This is a genomic window from Okeania sp. SIO2C9, assembly GCF_010672455.1.
Taxonomy (GTDB): Bacteria; Cyanobacteriota; Cyanobacteriia; order Cyanobacteriales; family Microcoleaceae; genus Okeania.
Genome location: NZ_JAAHGO010000045.1, coordinates 24,865 through 41,419, shown reverse-complemented (window position 1 = coordinate 41,419; position 16,555 = coordinate 24,865). Strand labels below are relative to the sequence as shown.

The window sequence follows — 16,555 nt, the reverse complement described above, 5'->3', positions numbered from 1 at the left end:
TTTAAAAATCCTGTCATTATCTGCTGATTTTTAAGCCTAAATGACCAACGAAACTTATATGAACCATCCTAACTTTGGCCTCTTATACAGAGTGTGCTTAGTTGAGGATAACCAAGAATTATTTACTACCCTCTATGCTCAACGCTTATTTTTTTTAGTGACAAATGGAATAGGAGGTATTAAATTTGAACCTTTAGGTCGTTCAGACGCACGTTTAATGGTGGAAATTCGCCTCCGCCAACTGCGTCGAAATGGTCAAGCAACTGAGTACCAAAAACTTCAGGCAGTTCACAAAAATACTTTTCAATAATGAAACTGTTCTGTGCTTCTACTCAAGTAAAGTAAAGTTAACTATATTGTCCGGCCTAATCTTGAAGAAGGCAGAAGGCAGCTATGCTGAAGGCAGAAGGGAAAATTGCATGGGTATAGTCAAGACCGCCCACCTGCGTGTCTTATCACCCCAAGCAATTTTAAGCACCCCCGTTGACGGTGGGTTATTAAGCCCGCCACAGACAAAGATAATAAGAAATTCTCAAATCTCAAGATAAAATGGTTGAGTCAATTACTGAACGTATTACTAAAATCCGCTCTAACTTACCTGCATCAATACGCCTAATTGCTGTAACTAAACAGGTATCAGTTGATGCTATTCGTACTGCTTATGCAGCAGGAATAAGAGATTTTGGAGAAAATAAAGTTCAAGAAGCAGAAGAAAAGCAAGGCCAACTACGAGATTTACCAGATATTACCTGGCATATGATTGGCCACTTGCAAGGAAATAAAGCAGCAAAAGCCTTACAGCAGTTTCAATGGATTCATTCTGTAGATAATTTAACACTGGCCAAACGCCTTGACCGTTTAGCAGAAGAGTTATCTTGTAGTCCTAATATTTGCCTGCAAGTCAAAATTTTACCCGACCCTAATAAGTATGGGTGGAGTATACCAGAATTAATTACTGACTTACCACAGTTAAATCAATGTCAAAATCTTAAAATTAAGGGTCTAATGACTATTCCACCCCAAGGATTAGATCATGGGCAAACCTTATCAGTATTTGAGAAAACTCAGGAGTTAGCCCAGGAAATTAGCAAAAAAAATTTGTCTAATCTAAATATCCAGGAACTTTCAATGGGAATGTCAGAAGATTATAATTTAGCCATAACTGCTGGTACAACTATGATTAGACTAGGTAGAATTCTATTTGGTGAGAGGAGGATTATACATAAGAAGGTTGAAAGCTCCTCGCCTTTAGGCAAGGGATGAAAATGACGGTTTGGGATTTATCCCGCCGAAGTGATAAAATTAAAGTTTGAGTAAGGGGTTCATCTGCACTTGGAACTGTCCTAGTACGGAGAAATCCAGGTAAATTAAGAAACAACGGTTGATACATTCAACGCAAGCAATGGCAGGATAGGGAGTGTACCATTTTGACATAGTGATAGAACCTCCCGAAAACTAACAATGTGAATACAAGTGAGTTTCTAGGGGCGCTTTGACTGGTCTGACCTAGATAAGTCTGGGTGACAGCTCAGAACAAGCAAGCAAGCAATATGTATTTGTCCCGTTGCGTAGCATCCGCTTAAAATGCCTGTATCTTTAAATTATCGGGGAGAAGTCATTAAATCTGAGGACTTATGATTGTCCAGAATGTGGCTGATCAATAGACCGCGACTTGAATGCGTCAATTAATTTAAAAAAGCGAGTGCGTAATTCTGAGGAGACCTCAGAATGTAAGACGCACTCAAGAGGTGCGGTAGATTTGACCGTTAATGCCTGTGGATGAGTAACTGCCGACGGTCTCACAAGAAGCAGGAAGTAAACATCAATTCGTCACTTTTTGTGACGTGTTGTGTCAGTTTTATGAAGCAGAAGTCAAAAGGACTGATATGCTATCAAATACAACTTAAAAAGTAAAAATAGTAGTAAACTACCCACGATTAAGCTACCTTGGGACAATAGCCCGAATTTGACAGTAGCGAAGGAGTAATTTAATGGTGAATAGTATTTTTTCCAAACTAAAAGATTTTGTGGGACTCAACGAACAAGTTGAGTACGAATATGATTACGATGAAGTGGAAGGAGAACAATATCAAAGTGTTTATCCTCCACAACAGCAAGCTCCTGCTGCTATACCAATAGCAGAAGAGGAAAATCGCAATAGTCGCCGATTAAGAAATAGGGCCACTACTGCGACAACAACGACAAGCAGCACAGGTATTACTGGAGCTGTTAAATCAGAATCTGGAATGGGATCGGTTATGAACAATGTAATTGGAATGCCTGGCGCTTTAAATGGAATGTCAGAAGTTGTGGTTATGGAACCACGAACTTTTGAAGAAATGCCTCAAGCAATTCGTGCTCTACGGGAGCGCAAGTCCGTGGTTTTAAATTTGACTATTATGGACCCAGACCAAGCTCAAAGGGCAGTGGACTTTGTAGCAGGTGGTACTTATGCTCTGGATGGTCATCAGGAACGTATCGGAGAAAGTATTTTTCTGTTTACACCAAGCTGCGTACAAGTCAGAACTCAAGCAGGTGTAATCAATGAGATGCCTCAGACTCAAACACGCCCTCGTGTGGGAACTTCTGGGTCTCAAGTTTGGCAACCAGATCAAATTCAAATGATGCAATAATAGCTGAGGAATTTTGGATATGGGGTCACAAACAAATATAATTAGCGCTAATTATATATATCTATCTAATACCAATTCACTCTAAGGATGTCACAAATAGTCAGCAACTGATGATGTGGAATAATAGGCTGAAATTATTGTGTAGTTAATACTTTAAGTCTATCAACTTTTACTTCGCGCCTTCTGTACGGGCGAATCGCCATTCATTCGCCCGTGCTGACTTCTAACTTCCGTGAAACGGTATAGGAACCCATTCTCAATTCCCTATTCATACATTTTAGTTGAAAAATGAGGCGTTGGTGATTTGAGGTATGATATCATATCCCTATCGGAGTGCGATAGAACTCCGTTCCGCGCTCCGCGACCAAAAAACTTTCTTCTTCTATTCCTCTTTCTTTCCTCCTGACTCGGTCGTTCCCCTCCTGGGAGGGGTTAGGTGCTGGGTTTGCTCCTAAGTAGTTAAGACTAATATCATACACGCTATTCAGCAACGCGAAAAATGACAACTGCAAAGTTTGGTTTAATTGGTGGTGGGGTAATGGGTGAAGCTTTATTATCCCGACTACTGGAACAAAAAATTTATCAACCCTCAGAAATTTTAGTTAGTGACCCGCAGCAACAAAGGCGGGATTTTTTAGCACGGGAATATGGTGTAGAGGTAACTACTGATAATCGTTTGGTGGTGACTACTACAACGGAAGCTTTGTTACTGGCGGTTAAACCTCAAATATTTGATACTATAGCATCGGAATTGGCAGACTGGCAAGTTGGTGGTAAGACTATATTAGTAATTTCAATTATGGCAGGTGTACCTCTGCAAAAGTTGGAAGCAGCTTTCCGATCACGACCTATGGTAAGAGTCATGCCTAATGCTCCAGCAACGGTAGGTGCAGGAATGAGCGCGATCGCTCTTGGTAAGCATATTCAACCGGAACATCAGGAGTTAGCTACTCGCATTTTACGGTCGGTAGGAAAGGTAGTGGAAGTTCCAGAAACTTTAATGGATGCAGTTACGGGTTTATCTGGTTCGGGACCTGGTTATGTGGCAATTTTAATTGAGTCCTTGACAGATGGGGGAGTTTGTGCTGGTTTACCTAGAGCGATCGCTTATCAGTTAGCATTACAAACAGTTTTAGGTACGGCAGTTATGTTACAAAAGTCGGGAATGCACCCAGCAGAGTTGAAAGACCGGGTAACAAGTCCTGGAGGAACAACTATTGCCGGAATTGCCGAATTAGAAAGTTTGGGTTTTCGTTCTGCTTTAATTGAAGCAGTGATGGCGGCAAAAGAAAGGTCTCAAGAATTAGGCAATAGTTAAAATAGTCGGCGTTGCTGAATTGAAGTATGAATGCGCGATTGTTTGGTTCTCGCCTTCGCCCCCGCGCATCCCCCGCGCATTGGGGGACTTTTAGAGTTTTATTCCCCCCAAAATTGGGGGGCTAGGGGGGCTTGCATCATACCCAGAATCAGCAACGCCAAATAGTCCAGTAGGGTGCGTTAATGAAATGTAATGCACCATCTAGATCGGAACTTACGCCACTGACAATATATATAGGGTTTTGGTGTGTTACGCTACCGCTAACACACCCTACTGGACTCCTGACTCCTCCCTTATTAACAAGCTATCGGCGCTTCCCTGCGGGATGCTATGCAAACAGCTAAAATCGGCGGGTTCGGCTTCCCCCACGCTGACTTGAAAAAGCTCGTGGTGTGCGTGTTCTGGGGGTTTGTAGACGCGGAGCGGCTTGTCTTGAGTATCCCCCATCATACGCCTTGAGAGCTGACCGCTGATCGCTGAGGTGCTGACTGCTATTTCAAAACACAATTTCCGGATGAACTAACTCAAAACCTTCATCCCTCAATTTTTTATTTGATACTCTGGCATTAAAAGGTCGCATTGATGAGGGGGAACCATCCCAAGAAACTTTTTCTAAACCTTGATATTTATGTAAACCATCCAGTAATTCTCTACCTTTGATTGGTACATCATTAACTAAGTTGTAAATACCCTGCAACTGTCTGTCTCTAGCAAATTCTACAGCACCGACAATATCATCTAAGTGAACCCAATTAGTGACATGATCGCCAGTCCCAGGGCGAGTTTTGCCTGCCGACCTACTAAAAATTTTCATCAGCTCTCTACCGGGACCGTAAATTCCCCCTAGACGCAGGATACATACTCGTTGCTGGGGAGTGGATGCGGATAATAAGACTTGTTCAGTTTCATGGAGAATTTTTCCGTTGTCAGTGGAGGGGTTAGCGGGGGTATTTTCATCTATCCATTCACCATTTTTGTCACCATAAACTGAGTAACTACCTGTGTAAATTACTTGTTGAATATTGGGAGTTTTTTTCAAGGTGGCAACTAGAGTTTGGGCAGTTTCTAAATAGGTTTGTTTGTACTCCATGCCAATATGAGAGCGAAAACCGACACTCAATAATACCATGTCTTGGTTTTGCAATACATCCTGCATCGCTTGGGGGTCATTGCCTTTCATTACTACTACTTGTGAGGTTATATTTTTTAGTTCTGAAGCTCTTTCTGGAGTTGTAGTAGTCACTGTTACTTGATGACCGTTTTGACTCCACAGTTTGGCAACTTTAGTGCCTACATAACCACAACCGATAATTGCAATTTTCATTCTGTTATCCAATATATTACTTACTTTTGATACTATTGTTATCATAGGATATTATTGATTTTTTTGATAGTAGTTAGAGTCTTATATCATGTCTCTTTAAATAACCACTTCGGAAAAATTTAGGGAGTAGGGAGTAGGGAACAAAAGGAAATTTGTTTGCTCCCCATGACAAACTGAAAAAATATTCTCTCTCAAGATAAGAACATTTTTACCCTTGGCTAATTAATGAGACTTTATCTTAACTCTAGTTGTCATTATTTATGTTAGAATTACATCGGTATTGTTAATAGTTGAGAAGTGGCATTTGCTGTAAAAAACATTCATCAAGAGGTTGAAAAGCATATAGGAGAATATGGAGAAAAAAAATTAAATTATGTCTATAAAAAAGGCTTTTCTTGGTTATCAAGATGAAAGTTTGGATAAGGTTTATGAACCCGTTACAAAAACAACTTCTGACTTCTGACTTCGTTAACGACTCCCATGATGATGATTCACGGGTCAATTTAACTGGTGCTAATCTTGAAGGTGCTAATTTTAGTAATTCTAGTTTATATCAATTTAATTTTACCGAATAATTAATAATTAATAATTAATAATTAAATAATTCTGGTTTAAAGCCTCCACTTTTAAGGGGAAAAAAAGCGGTCGAGGGATGGCGAGGTCCCCTCGCCATATCCAATCGACCAAGACAGCGGTCGTTTGCTTTTGCTTCGCAAAACTGGCGTAACGCAACGCTGACGCGAAACGCGACAGCGGAACGGAGTTCTCTCTTCGCAGCTTCCCCGTTGGGTGGGATGGCGATCTTCGGAGCGGCTCTGATAAGAGCGGGTCTCCTCGCCATATCCAATCGACCAAGAAAATAAATAATATCTCCTGATATTCAATTCCGTAACGGTTTTAACTTTCTTGTAATTATCAATTATCCATTATCCATTATCAATTAATGAATAATGCTAATCTCAAAAATGCTAATTTAAGTGGTTCAGAACACGCTTTTTTAGCAGGTGCTTGTTTGGCAGGTGCAGATTTAAGTGATACTTGTTTTATTGCAGGTCATTTTAATGATGCTGTGTGTATTAATACTAATTTTAGTTGAGCTGATTTTTGGCATGAAGATTCACATTTTAGAAATGCTAATTGTAGAGGGGAAAATTTTCAGGAAGCACATTTTACTTTAGGTGAAATGAATGGGGCAAATTTTAGTTATGCAAATTTTTCAGGTGCAACAGGTTTAGATAATTTTTTTGTTAGTGCTATTATGGAGCTACTTACAGAAGAAGTAAATTTTCAAGGTGCTAATTTTACAAATACGGATTTATCAGGAGTGGATTTTACTCAGATTAAGTTGATTAATTTAACTGGAGTAATATTTGACGGAGCGAATTTAAAAAATGCTAATTTTTCTGGTTTAAATTTAAGTAATACTTCTTTTAAAAAAGCGAATTTACAAGGAGCAAATTTAGAAATTTGTAATTTGGCTAATGCAGATTTAACTGATGCTAATCTTGAGGATGTTAACTTAACAGGAGTGATTTTTGAATAGATTTGTCATGGGTGAAAATCTCAAAATTAATGGTATTGAAGAAAGGAAGAAGGAAGAGGGAAGAAGGAAGAAGGAAAAATCTGGCGTTGTTTGAGTTTTAAGTTTTTGGGTAGTCCTGCATGGTAATGGTGAAGATATATCTTTTTTAATTTCTCCCGCACTCCCCATCCCCCCATCTCCCCATCTCCCCATCTCCCGCACTCCCCACACACTCTCTACCATTACTATGCACCACCACCAGTTTTTGATATATCCGCGCCTTTTCCTTGCACTGCTATATTTACAGCAGTTTTCTAGTTGATGAGGTACAAAGTTTTATTGCTCTAGGCAACACAACAGCTCCGGAAGGCAACAGGGAATATAGAAATAAATAGTCTTATAGCTGTACCTCACGCTTCCTCAAAAGTGCTGTAATACCAAATTGATAAATTTTTGCTACAAATAGCTAGGGTATCTCTTAGAATTCAGAATTTCCTACCGAATGCTCCGCAAACAGAATTCAGGAGTCGTATGGGAATAGATTTAATACCATTTTTGATGTTGTAAGTTATCTTTTTCGTCAAATATACTTTCATATAAAGTATGCGTGATGGAGCTTATTATTCGTAACATTCTTTTTTCAAAATGGTATAATTAGTAGAATCGGTTTGCTGACCAAACGCCTAGAAAAAACTAGCTATAAGATCAGAAAATGTTATTTAGACAACTATTTGACCCAACAACAAGTACTTATACTTATCTGTTTGCTGACCAGGCAACTAAAACTGCTGTTTTGGTCGATCCAGTGCTTGAACAGGTGGAACGAGACTTGAAATTATTAACAGAGTTAGAATTGCAACTACGCTATTGTCTGGAAACCCATATTCATGCTGACCATATTACAGGAACTGGTAAGCTAAAGACTGCAACAGGATGCTTAGGTGTTGTACCGAAAAATGCTCAGGTGACTTGTGCCGATCGCTTTCTCGAAGACAAAGAAATATTGGCAGTGGGAGAAATTCAGATTCAGGCGATCGCTACTCCCGGTCATACTGATAGTCATCTTGCTTATTTAGTAAATAACAAATACCTATTAACAGGAGACTCTCTGTTGATTAGAGGATGCGGTCGTACAGACTTTCAAGGAGGAGATGCAGGGGTATTGTATGATGTGGTTACTCAAAAGTTATTTACCCTCCCTGATGATACTTTGGTTTATCCAGGTCACGACTACAAAGGTCAGACTGTTTCTAGCATTGGGGAAGAAAAACGGTTTAACCAGCGTTTTGTCAGTCGCGATCGCCTTGATTTTATTCAACTTATGACCAGTCTAAATTTATCCAACCCGAAAAAAATAGCAGAAGCTGTTCCAGCAAATCAAAATTGTGGACAGCTTAAGAATTAGCTCTTATATAATGCTCGGTTGAATACTTATAAATAACTTAGCGAGGAGTCAGGAGTCAGGAGTCAGGAGTCAGGAGGGAAGAAAGGAGAAAAATCAAGATAATTTCAGTATTTCAAGATAATTTCAGTATTTATTCGGTATTGTCAGTTCTGAAATTTTATTTATAACTGATTATCCGTTAGCGTAGCTCCCCCGGAGGGGGAACATGATATTACTGATCTAATCTAAAAGCATTGACATATAAAGACAAGTGCCTTTTTGGGGTCGAAAAAAGTGCCTGGTTTTCAGCTGTTTATGCTCATGCATATTAGTATTTTATATCATGTTCGGACGGGTCAGTTATAATACAATTTAAGGACTCCGGGTACTGACAGTACCAGAGAAATACTGAAATTATCAATACCCCATCTCTAATATTTCCTATGTATTCCTCCTTTCTTCCCCTCCTGGGAGGGGTTAGGGGTGGGTTGACTCCTGAGGACTGAGGACTGAGGACTGACTCCTCACAACAGTTATTTATAAGTATTCAACCGAACATGATATTAGGCTCATAGTTGGGCAGAAAAATCCCAAATTGACAATTCTTATATCATGTCCGGATAAGAACGTGATGAAAAAAGTTATAATGAATGCTTCAACAGTAAATCTTTCTGTTTTCCCTACTCCCCCGCTCCCCTACTCCCCTACTCCCCCGCTCCCCTACTATCTTAATTATAAGTATTCAACCGGACATGATATTAATCCTACCTCCTCGCTCCCAAGCCATTTCTCCTGACTCCTGAGGACTGACTCCTGAGGACTGATTCTAAGAAGGATGAAAATAATCATAAATTTGCTGCGCCAACTTTGGTCCGACTCCCGATACCTCTGCCAACTGCTGTACCGTTGCCATCCGAATATAATCAACAGAATGAAAATGCCCCAATAACAATTTTTGCCGATGATGTCCCAAACCAGGAATCTCATCTAGGCGCGATCGCTTCATTCTTTGACTTCTTTTATCTCTATGGAAACTTACGGCAAACCGATGCGCTTCATCTCTCAACCTCCGCAATAACTGTACCCCTAATTGTTCCGGATTAGTTTTTAATGGTAGCGACTCCCCAGGTAGAAAAATTTCCTCCCGTTGTTTTGCCAAACTTACCACCCGCACTTCCTCTAATAATTCCATATCTTGTATCACTTTCATCACTGCGGAAAGTTGCCCTTTTCCACCGTCTATCATGATTAAGTCTGGTTTCTCTGTAGTGGGTTGTTTTTCATAGTTGCGAAACCGTCTTTGAATGACTTCTGCCATACTGGCAAAGTCATCAGAATGACCAGACTGCACTTCTGGGTTTTGAATTTTGTAATGTCGATAATGTTGTTTTGCTGGCAAACCGTCAATAAAAACGACTCGCGACGCCACTGCATCTGAACCTTGAATGTGAGAAATATCATAACCTTCAATACGGTGGGGTAATTCTGGCATATCTAATATTTCTGCCAAGTCGTTCATTGCTGCGGTGTTGCGATCGCTCATTTTATTTAATCGTGCCAATTCATATTCAGCGTTCTTTTTTACCATTTCTATTAATTCTGCTTTTCCCTGACGTTGAGGTACGAAAATTTCTACTTTTTTACCTTTTTTTTCTGTTAACCAATTTGTCAAAAATTCACTTTCTAGTAATTCATATTGCACAATAATTTCTACAGGAATTTCTACAGATTCTACTGTTTGATAATGTGATTCTAAAACCCGTTGTAAAATTAGTCCTAATTCCTTACTTTCTCCAGTTACTAAATTGGGTGTTTCAGCAATAAATCCTAATCTACCTACTAATTTACCTGCTCGAATTTGGAATAATTGAACGCAAGCAAATTTATCATTACCAGCTAAGGCAATTGCATCTCTGGAAACTCTATCGTCTGGCAAAGAAACTTTTTGGTCGGCATTTAGAGAATCTAAGCCTCTAATTTGGTCGCGAATAGCTGCGGCTTTTTCAAAATTTAAAGTTTCTGCTTCTTTTGCCATTTGAGTATTCAATATATCAATTAATTCTCCTGTTCTGCCTTGAAAAATCATTGCGACTTTTTGCACAATTTTATGATATTCATCTGGTGTGATTAATGCCTGACAAACTCCCGGACAGCGACCAATGTCATAATTCAGGCAAGGGCGGTCTTTAAATAAAGGTTTTTGTCGTTGGCGTAGAGGAAAAATTTGTTTGACTAAATGTAAGGTATTTCTTAAAAGTCTGGTATCTACATAAGGACCGTAATAACGGTCTTGAGCTTTACCTAATCGTCGTTTTCTAGTAATAAAAACTCTGGGATAATCTTCCGACCAAGTTATACATAAATATGGATATTTTTTGTCATCTTTGAGTAAGACATTAAAATATGGTTGATGCTGTTTAACAAGATTAGCTTCTAATGCCAAAGCTTCTGCTTCTGTATCTGTGACAATAAATTCAATTTCTACCACTTGTTGTACCATTAAGCTGATACGATGACTGTGGTTTTTGCTTTCTCGAAAATAGGAGCGGACTCTATTTCTCAGCTTTTTTGATTTACCAATATAAAGCAGGCGATCGCTACTATCACGCATTAAATAAACTCCCGGAGTTTGGGGAATTTCTTTGAGGCGATTTTCTAATTTTTTTGAGTCTTTTACTAGGGGTAAAATTTTAGTTATCATATTTTTAATTATCCTAACTGGTAAATATTTTACTTAACTATCAATTAAATTCAAAAAGAATAAATGTATAACCAATATTATATTATTTCTCCTCTTTTTTTTTGTAACTTATATTATTTTTACCGAAAAATTAATAATTCAATAATTCAATAATTCAATAATTCAGGTTTAAAGCCTCCCCTTTTAAGGGGAAAAAAATAATTTTTTTCCTTATTGGTCAATCCTCTTCCTTTTAGGGAGAGGTAATTATCAATTATCCATTATCAATTATCCATTATTGAATGTTTTACTTAGATAAAATACAGTAATTGAATCCATTCCATAATTGTCAGCATTCAGGTGCCAGTTCTCAGATCTCAGCGTTCCTAGTTTATTGCATTTGAAGTAGGGATTAGGATTGAGCTTGAGCAAGAATTAAAAGTCTGGGAAAAAGCAAAGGCATCAGCTAACTTGAGCTATTTAGGTTAATTTTCATTCCTGTTTGCGTAGCATCCCGTAGGGAAGCGCTGACCGCTAATAGCTGTTTGCGCAGCAGTCCGCAGGAAATGCTTACCCATAATTTACATTATACTCTATCTACTAATCTTGTTTATAATCAATTATTTAGAACTTCATTAAATACTTAAATAGTTAATTGAAAAATAATGAAATTATCTCCAATTTGTCAAAATCAAATACTCTTAAAATAAAACTATACTGTTAAAGTCTAATTTATTAAAAGTAAAACTATAATTATAGCATTTAAATTTAGCTCAATTTATCAATATTTATTGAGAGGATTCCAAAAGTAAAGAAAGTCAGTGAGCCTCGAAGAACTACTCACCAAATATGTCAAAATTTTTATTTTCAGGTAAAGTTATTGCATATATATATCAAGCCCACAAAAATGAGTAACGACTTGAATCAAATCCCTCCGCTGGATACTACCTTAGTCACATCATCTTCCCTATCTACCACCCCTATTCTCAATAACATTGAAGCAGTCAAAGAATGTTTACTATATGGTGAAGTACAATTGAGAATAGCAGCAGTTTCTGAAACTCTCAAATACGGAGATTTAGGACTAGATTTGTTACTCATGGCCTTGCAGGATCGGTCAGCAGAAGTGCAATGGGTCGCATATTCAATACTCCTAGAACAACAACAACCTAAAGCTAAATTGGCATTGTCCCAATATACTTGGGATATATCTAAACTACTAGAGTTATACACTACTGGAAAACGGAATTTTATCCGAGCTAACATGAGGGGAGCAAACCTTAATGGTTCAGACCTACAAGGTATAAATTTCAGTTTTGCCTATTTAAAAGATGCCGATCTAAGTATTACTAATCTTAGAGATGCTAACCTCACAGAAGCTAACTTAAGAGGTGCTAACCTGAAAGATGCTAACCTAAAAAACACTAATCTTGAAAATGCTAATCTTAGCCTTGCCAAACTCAGGGGTGTTAACCTAACTAATGCTAATTTAACTAATGCAAACCTTAGTGGTGCAGATATAAGTCTTGCTAACCTAAATAATGCTAACTTAACTAATGCAAATCTTAGTCATGCAGACTTAAGAGGTAGTAAACTTAGAGATACAAATCTCAGAGGTACTAAATTAAATAAAGAAACAAAACTTGATCGTAAATGCTTATTAATCTGGGAAATAGTTAATCAGCAAGCTATTGGTAAAGACTTCAGAAATATTAATCTAATTGGCATCAACCTTGAAGGTGTAAATTTGAGTAATTCTAACTTCAGTGGCGCTCAACTTAGAAGAGTGAATTTGAGTAATTCTAATCTCAGTGGAAGTAACTTTAGTGCGGCTAAACTTATAAGTATTAATCTCAAGAATACTGACTTTAGTAATACTAATTTAACTGGTGTAAATTTGAGTGATGCTGACCTAAGTAATGCAAATTTATTTAATGCCGACCTAAGTAATGCCAATCTCAGTGGTGCTAATCTTAACTACGTTAACCTCCGAGAAACAAAAATAAATGATTTGACAAAAATAGACTCTAAATGGCATTTGGTATGGCAAATTGTTAACCAACAACCTACAAATAACAATCTCAAAAGAATCAACCTAAGTCAGTCCGATCTTCGAGGTGTTGACCTCAGCAATATTAACCTCCGGAGTGCTAACCTAGAAGGAGCTAATTTTGGGATGTGCGACCGCAATGTTCTCTATTGCCAAAGACAAAATATTGATAGCAACTACTACAGTTACTCAAATCTCAGAAAAGTCAATCTTTGTAACGCTAACTTGAAAGGAGCTAACCTAGCTGGAGCTTATTTAGAGAAGGCTAACTTGAGTGTAGCTAATCTAATGTCAGCTCAACTCAACTATGCTGAAATGAGCGGTGCCAACCTTACTGCTGCTGACCTCAATGATGCAGACTTGAGAGATGCCAACTTCAGTAGCGCCAACCTCAGTGCTGCTGACCTTAGTAACGCTAACCTTAGTAACGCTGACCTGACAAATGCTCATCTGAGTGCTGCTAAATTCTGCAATGCTCAACTTAATGGCGCTAAAATGAACCAAGTCGATCTGAGTACAACTAATCTCACCAATGTTAATCTCACTAATGCTAAACTCCGTCATGCCAATCTTCGTAATGCTAATTTAACAGGTGCTATTCTTAAGGGAGTCGATCTTAGCAATGCTGACCTTAGTCATGCTCACCTGAAAAATGTCGATCTTAGTTGGGCTGAACTTAAGGGTGTAAAACTCAGTCAAACAACTAGACTTGACCAAAAATGGTATATAGTTTGGGACATTGTGAATCACAAAATAGAAGGAAGAAACTTACAAGGTAATGACCTCAGTAATGCTCAACTAAATCGTGTAGACCTCAATCGTGCCAACCTCAGCAATGCTAATCTCTGTGGCGCTAGTCTACGAGTAGCTGCTCTGTGGGATGCTAACCTAGAAAATGCCAATATTAGCAATGCTAACTTGGGTGGTGTGAACCTTAGTGGTGCTAATCTCAAGGGTGCTAACCTTAGTGGCAGTGACCTTAATCGTGCCCACCTTTGGCATACCTATCTAAGTGATGTCAATCTTAGTGGTGCTAACTTGATGGGAGCTGACTTGTGGGGTGTTAACTTGGATGGTATCGATCTTAGTGGCGTTAACCTTAGTTATGCTAACCTCAGTCATGCAAATCTCAAAGATGCTAACCTGATTGGAGCTAATCTCAGTCGCGCTAATCTTAGCTGTGCAAATCTCAATGGTGTTAATTTCAGTGACGCTAATTTAAGTGGTACTAATTTTAGTGATGCTAATATTAATAATTGCATATTACCGAATTGAAAGGAATTAGATAGAATAGAGAACGATAATTACTTTATTGTAGAGTTAAGATCATCATTTATATAAAGCTAGTAATATTATATAAAACCCATTTGATATCTATCAAAGCTACTAGACATCTCCAGAAAATAGAGAGTAGGGAGTAGGGAAAAAGAATTGATCATTTATGTGCGATAATTGAATTTTATCTTTTATTATTGGAGATGTCTATTTGGAGCTTGCTGATTAAATCTAAAAGTATTCATATATAAAGGTTTTAGCCTTTTTAAGTATCAAAAAGTGCGAGGTTTTAAGTGGTAATGGTTCAAAAATTTATGATTTTGGTCAAGATTTGGGCAGAACAATCTTGGGACAAAACTTAGCTCCTACCTCCTCGCTCATTCCCCATTCTTCCCCTCCTGGGAGGGGGAGGGGCGAGGGGTTGGTTGTCTCCTGTCTCCTAGACCTACTAAAAGACTTTTTCAGCAAACCCTATTTGCTTGTTATACAGCGCATAGCGCTATACAATACTGACTAACTTCTGAGGAAGAAATCATCTCCTGTTAACGAAGCATTATTTGTCAAGTCGGCAAACTGACCTCCATCACCGAAACCAGCGTCGCTACCATTAGGATTATAGAATAAGTGTCCATTGGCACTATTGTAGACAATGACTGCATCAACTGTGGCTGCAAGTTCGTCACTATCTACTGTTGTAAACTCATCATCAATACTGAAACCTGTTCCTGACTCACTGTTAATTGCACTAAAAGTTGTTTTATCGAGAAGAATAATGTCTCCCTGAGTTTCAGAAAAATCAGTAATCTTATCTATACCTAAATCTTCTGAATCAAATTCTTGATTCGTATTGAAAATAAAGCGGTCAATGCTGGCACCACCAGTTAATTGGTCGTTGCCGGAACCTCCATTTAAGCGATCGCGACCTTGACCACCTTTGAGAGCATCGTCACCACTACCACCAAACAAGCGGTCAAAACCCTGACGACCTTCTAACACATCGTTGCCGTCTTTGCCGTAGAGAGAGTCATTACCCAGACCGCCAATATACGGTCGTTGTCGGCGCCACCAACTAGGGTCTCGTTATCCTGAGTTCCTTTAATTAATAGACCTGTATTGATTAACTCTCCTGTATTTAGGAATACAGAAATTTCGTTAGCAGGTTCTGCTTCTTCCCCAAAGATGGCAACTACTAGGTCTAGGTTCTCGTCTTCGTTAAAATCTCCAGTAGCTATAGCTCTAGCTGGAGTTCCTACTGGTAGGTCATTTCGATTATTAAAGTTTCCAGAACCATTTCCTCGCAAAATTGACGCACTATTGCCGAAAAAGTTGGCAACTGCTAAATCTGGATTTCCATCATCATCAAAATCTCCTATTCCAATTTCTGTAGGCAGTTCTCCTACAGGGAAATCAGTACGAGTAAAACTTCCGGTGCCATCTCCGGCAAAGATTGAAACATCTGCATCATCTGCATTAGCGACTACGAAATCTAGATGGAAATCTAGATGGAAATCCCCAGCATTAATCCCATCAGGTCGATCTCCTGCTGGCAAATTAGTAGGCTCCTCGAAAGTACCATCCCCAATTCCAAAGAGGATAGAAATGTCATCGCTCAAGGAATTAACAACAACTAAATCTTCATTTTCATCCTCATTAAAATCTCCTATTGTGAGGTCAAAAGCTCCATCCTCAAAGAAAATTTCTGGCAGTGGTTCAAAACCACCTAGACCATCTCCTATAAGAATTGAGACCCCTTCTCCTCCAAGGTCTTCTAATTCTCCTCCTCCTCCAAAGTTAGCAACCGCTAAATCTAATTGTCCATCGTTATTCAAATCGCCTATTTGCAAGGAAGCTGGGAAATTTCCTACTGGAAAATTAACAGGGTCATCAAAAAGACCAGACCCATCTCCAAGTAATACTGAAACATTGTTATCGAAACCATTAGCAACTGCTAAATCTGAGTTTCCATCGCCATTAAAATCCCCTGCTCTTACAGCGGTAGGTGCTAGTCCAACTGTTATTGCAGTGGAGTCACTGAAATTTCCATTCCCATCTCCTGATAGGAAAGAAACTTCACTACCTCCAAAATTGGCAACTACTAAATCTAAATTCTCATCACCGTTGAAATCATCACTTACAATAGATATTGGAGCTAGTCCGACTTCATATCTTGTTTCATCAAAGGCAACAGAAAAAATTAAATCTTCCATTTAGTGAAATTGAGCTAAGTTTATTTTAAGTGATACAGATAAGTCATAATATCAAAGTTTAGGAAAAAAAGCATTATCTATTGAAAAAAAATATATAGCTCATTTTCTACAAGTTAACATCTTTATGCTTTTTGCCTTTAAGGGGTTTATTTCAGCTATAGA

Annotated in this window: 13 protein-coding genes and 1 pseudogene; 10 read left to right on the top strand and 4 right to left on the bottom strand. The window is 38.5% G+C overall.

Annotated features, from left to right (window positions below; all coding sequences use genetic code 11):
- Positions 1 to 40: 40 nt before the first annotated feature.
- The 4 genes from pipX (at position 41) to proC (ending at position 3,951) form a co-directional block, all read left to right on the top strand.
- The gene (gene pipX / locus F6K23_RS26930; RefSeq protein WP_124143128.1) at positions 41 to 310 is read left to right on the top strand and encodes a transcriptional coactivator PipX; all 270 of its coding nucleotides are present in this window, start codon (positions 41 to 43) and stop codon (positions 308 to 310) included.
- Between the two features lie 239 nt (positions 311 to 549).
- Positions 550 to 1,263 carry a YggS family pyridoxal phosphate-dependent enzyme gene (locus F6K23_RS26925; protein WP_293161481.1) on the top strand — a complete coding sequence of 238 codons (714 nt, stop codon included), beginning with the start codon at positions 550 to 552 and terminating at the stop codon, positions 1,261 to 1,263.
- Positions 1,264 to 1,994: 731 nt separating this feature from the next.
- Complete coding sequence (locus tag F6K23_RS26920) at positions 1,995 to 2,633, top strand: cell division protein SepF (RefSeq protein ID WP_192901033.1); 639 nt, start codon at positions 1,995 to 1,997, stop codon at positions 2,631 to 2,633.
- A gap of 499 nt (positions 2,634 to 3,132) precedes the next feature.
- Complete coding sequence (gene proC / locus F6K23_RS26915) at positions 3,133 to 3,951, top strand: pyrroline-5-carboxylate reductase (RefSeq protein ID WP_293161479.1); 819 nt, start codon at positions 3,133 to 3,135, stop codon at positions 3,949 to 3,951.
- A gap of 496 nt (positions 3,952 to 4,447) precedes the next feature.
- On the opposite strand, the gene F6K23_RS26910 is transcribed toward proC, so the two are convergent.
- Positions 4,448 to 5,320 carry an SDR family oxidoreductase gene (locus tag F6K23_RS26910; RefSeq protein WP_293161477.1) on the bottom strand — a complete coding sequence of 291 codons (873 nt, stop codon included), beginning with the start codon at positions 5,318 to 5,320 and terminating at the stop codon, positions 4,448 to 4,450.
- 383 nt (positions 5,321 to 5,703) lie between these two features.
- Here F6K23_RS26910 and F6K23_RS26905 point away from each other — a divergent pair, with 383 nt between their 5' ends.
- The 5 genes and pseudogenes from F6K23_RS26905 to F6K23_RS26885 all read left to right on the top strand — a co-directional run bounded on the left by F6K23_RS26905 (position 5,704) and on the right by F6K23_RS26885 (position 8,202).
- Entirely contained in the window at positions 5,704 to 5,850 is a 147-nt protein-coding gene (locus F6K23_RS26905) for a pentapeptide repeat-containing protein (RefSeq protein ID WP_293161475.1), read from the top strand.
- Positions 5,851 to 6,218: 368 nt separating this feature from the next.
- Positions 6,219 to 6,371 (top strand): pentapeptide repeat-containing protein, encoded by a 153-nt coding sequence (locus tag F6K23_RS26900; protein WP_293161473.1) that lies wholly within the window; start codon positions 6,219 to 6,221, stop codon positions 6,369 to 6,371.
- A gap of 33 nt (positions 6,372 to 6,404) precedes the next feature.
- Positions 6,405 to 6,485: pseudogene (locus tag F6K23_RS26895) on the top strand (hypothetical protein); the annotation flags it as partial.
- Positions 6,459 to 6,818 carry a pentapeptide repeat-containing protein gene (locus tag F6K23_RS26890; RefSeq protein WP_375340788.1) on the top strand — a complete coding sequence of 120 codons (360 nt, stop codon included), beginning with the start codon at positions 6,459 to 6,461 and terminating at the stop codon, positions 6,816 to 6,818. The pseudogene F6K23_RS26895 and the gene F6K23_RS26890, both read left to right, overlap by 27 nt.
- Before the next feature lie 691 nt (positions 6,819 to 7,509).
- Positions 7,510 to 8,202 (top strand): MBL fold metallo-hydrolase, encoded by a 693-nt coding sequence (locus tag F6K23_RS26885; RefSeq protein ID WP_293161471.1) that lies wholly within the window; start codon positions 7,510 to 7,512, stop codon positions 8,200 to 8,202.
- 805 nt (positions 8,203 to 9,007) lie between these two features.
- Here F6K23_RS26885 and uvrC read toward each other — a convergent pair.
- Complete coding sequence (gene uvrC / locus F6K23_RS26880) at positions 9,008 to 10,882, bottom strand: excinuclease ABC subunit UvrC (protein WP_293161469.1); 1,875 nt, start codon at positions 10,880 to 10,882, stop codon at positions 9,008 to 9,010.
- 886 nt (positions 10,883 to 11,768) lie between these two features.
- Here uvrC and F6K23_RS26875 point away from each other — a divergent pair.
- Positions 11,769 to 14,186 carry a pentapeptide repeat-containing protein gene (locus tag F6K23_RS26875; protein ID WP_293161467.1) on the top strand — a complete coding sequence of 806 codons (2,418 nt, stop codon included), beginning with the start codon at positions 11,769 to 11,771 and terminating at the stop codon, positions 14,184 to 14,186.
- 513 nt (positions 14,187 to 14,699) lie between these two features.
- Here F6K23_RS26875 and F6K23_RS26870 read toward each other — a convergent pair.
- Both F6K23_RS26870 and F6K23_RS26865 read right to left on the bottom strand, forming a co-directional pair.
- Positions 14,700 to 15,221, bottom strand: a complete 522-nt coding sequence (locus F6K23_RS26870) for a calcium-binding protein (RefSeq protein ID WP_375340789.1) — start codon at positions 15,219 to 15,221, stop codon at positions 14,700 to 14,702.
- Positions 15,176 to 16,393 (bottom strand): VCBS repeat-containing protein, encoded by a 1,218-nt coding sequence (locus F6K23_RS26865; protein ID WP_293161463.1) that lies wholly within the window; start codon positions 16,391 to 16,393, stop codon positions 15,176 to 15,178. The genes F6K23_RS26870 and F6K23_RS26865 overlap by 46 nt, the downstream gene beginning before the upstream one ends.
- Positions 16,394 to 16,555 lie beyond the last annotated feature (162 nt).

Coding starts and splice junctions, on each gene's coding strand:
- pipX (WP_124143128.1), top strand. CDS start 41: ATGACCAACGAAACTTATATGAACCATCCTAACTTTGGCCTCTTATAC.
- F6K23_RS26925 (WP_293161481.1), top strand. CDS start 550: ATGGTTGAGTCAATTACTGAACGTATTACTAAAATCCGCTCTAACTTA.
- proC (WP_293161479.1), top strand. CDS start 3,133: ATGACAACTGCAAAGTTTGGTTTAATTGGTGGTGGGGTAATGGGTGAA.
- F6K23_RS26910 (WP_293161477.1), bottom strand. CDS start 5,320: ATGATAACAATAGTATCAAAAGTAAGTAATATATTGGATAACAGAATG.
- F6K23_RS26905 (WP_293161475.1), top strand. CDS start 5,704: ATGAACCCGTTACAAAAACAACTTCTGACTTCTGACTTCGTTAACGAC.
- F6K23_RS26900 (WP_293161473.1), top strand. CDS start 6,219: ATGAATAATGCTAATCTCAAAAATGCTAATTTAAGTGGTTCAGAACAC.
- F6K23_RS26890 (WP_375340788.1), top strand. CDS start 6,459: ATGAATGGGGCAAATTTTAGTTATGCAAATTTTTCAGGTGCAACAGGT.
- F6K23_RS26885 (WP_293161471.1), top strand. CDS start 7,510: ATGTTATTTAGACAACTATTTGACCCAACAACAAGTACTTATACTTAT.
- uvrC (WP_293161469.1), bottom strand. CDS start 10,882: ATGATAACTAAAATTTTACCCCTAGTAAAAGACTCAAAAAAATTAGAA.
- F6K23_RS26875 (WP_293161467.1), top strand. CDS start 11,769: ATGAGTAACGACTTGAATCAAATCCCTCCGCTGGATACTACCTTAGTC.
- F6K23_RS26865 (WP_293161463.1), bottom strand. CDS start 16,393: ATGGAAGATTTAATTTTTTCTGTTGCCTTTGATGAAACAAGATATGAA.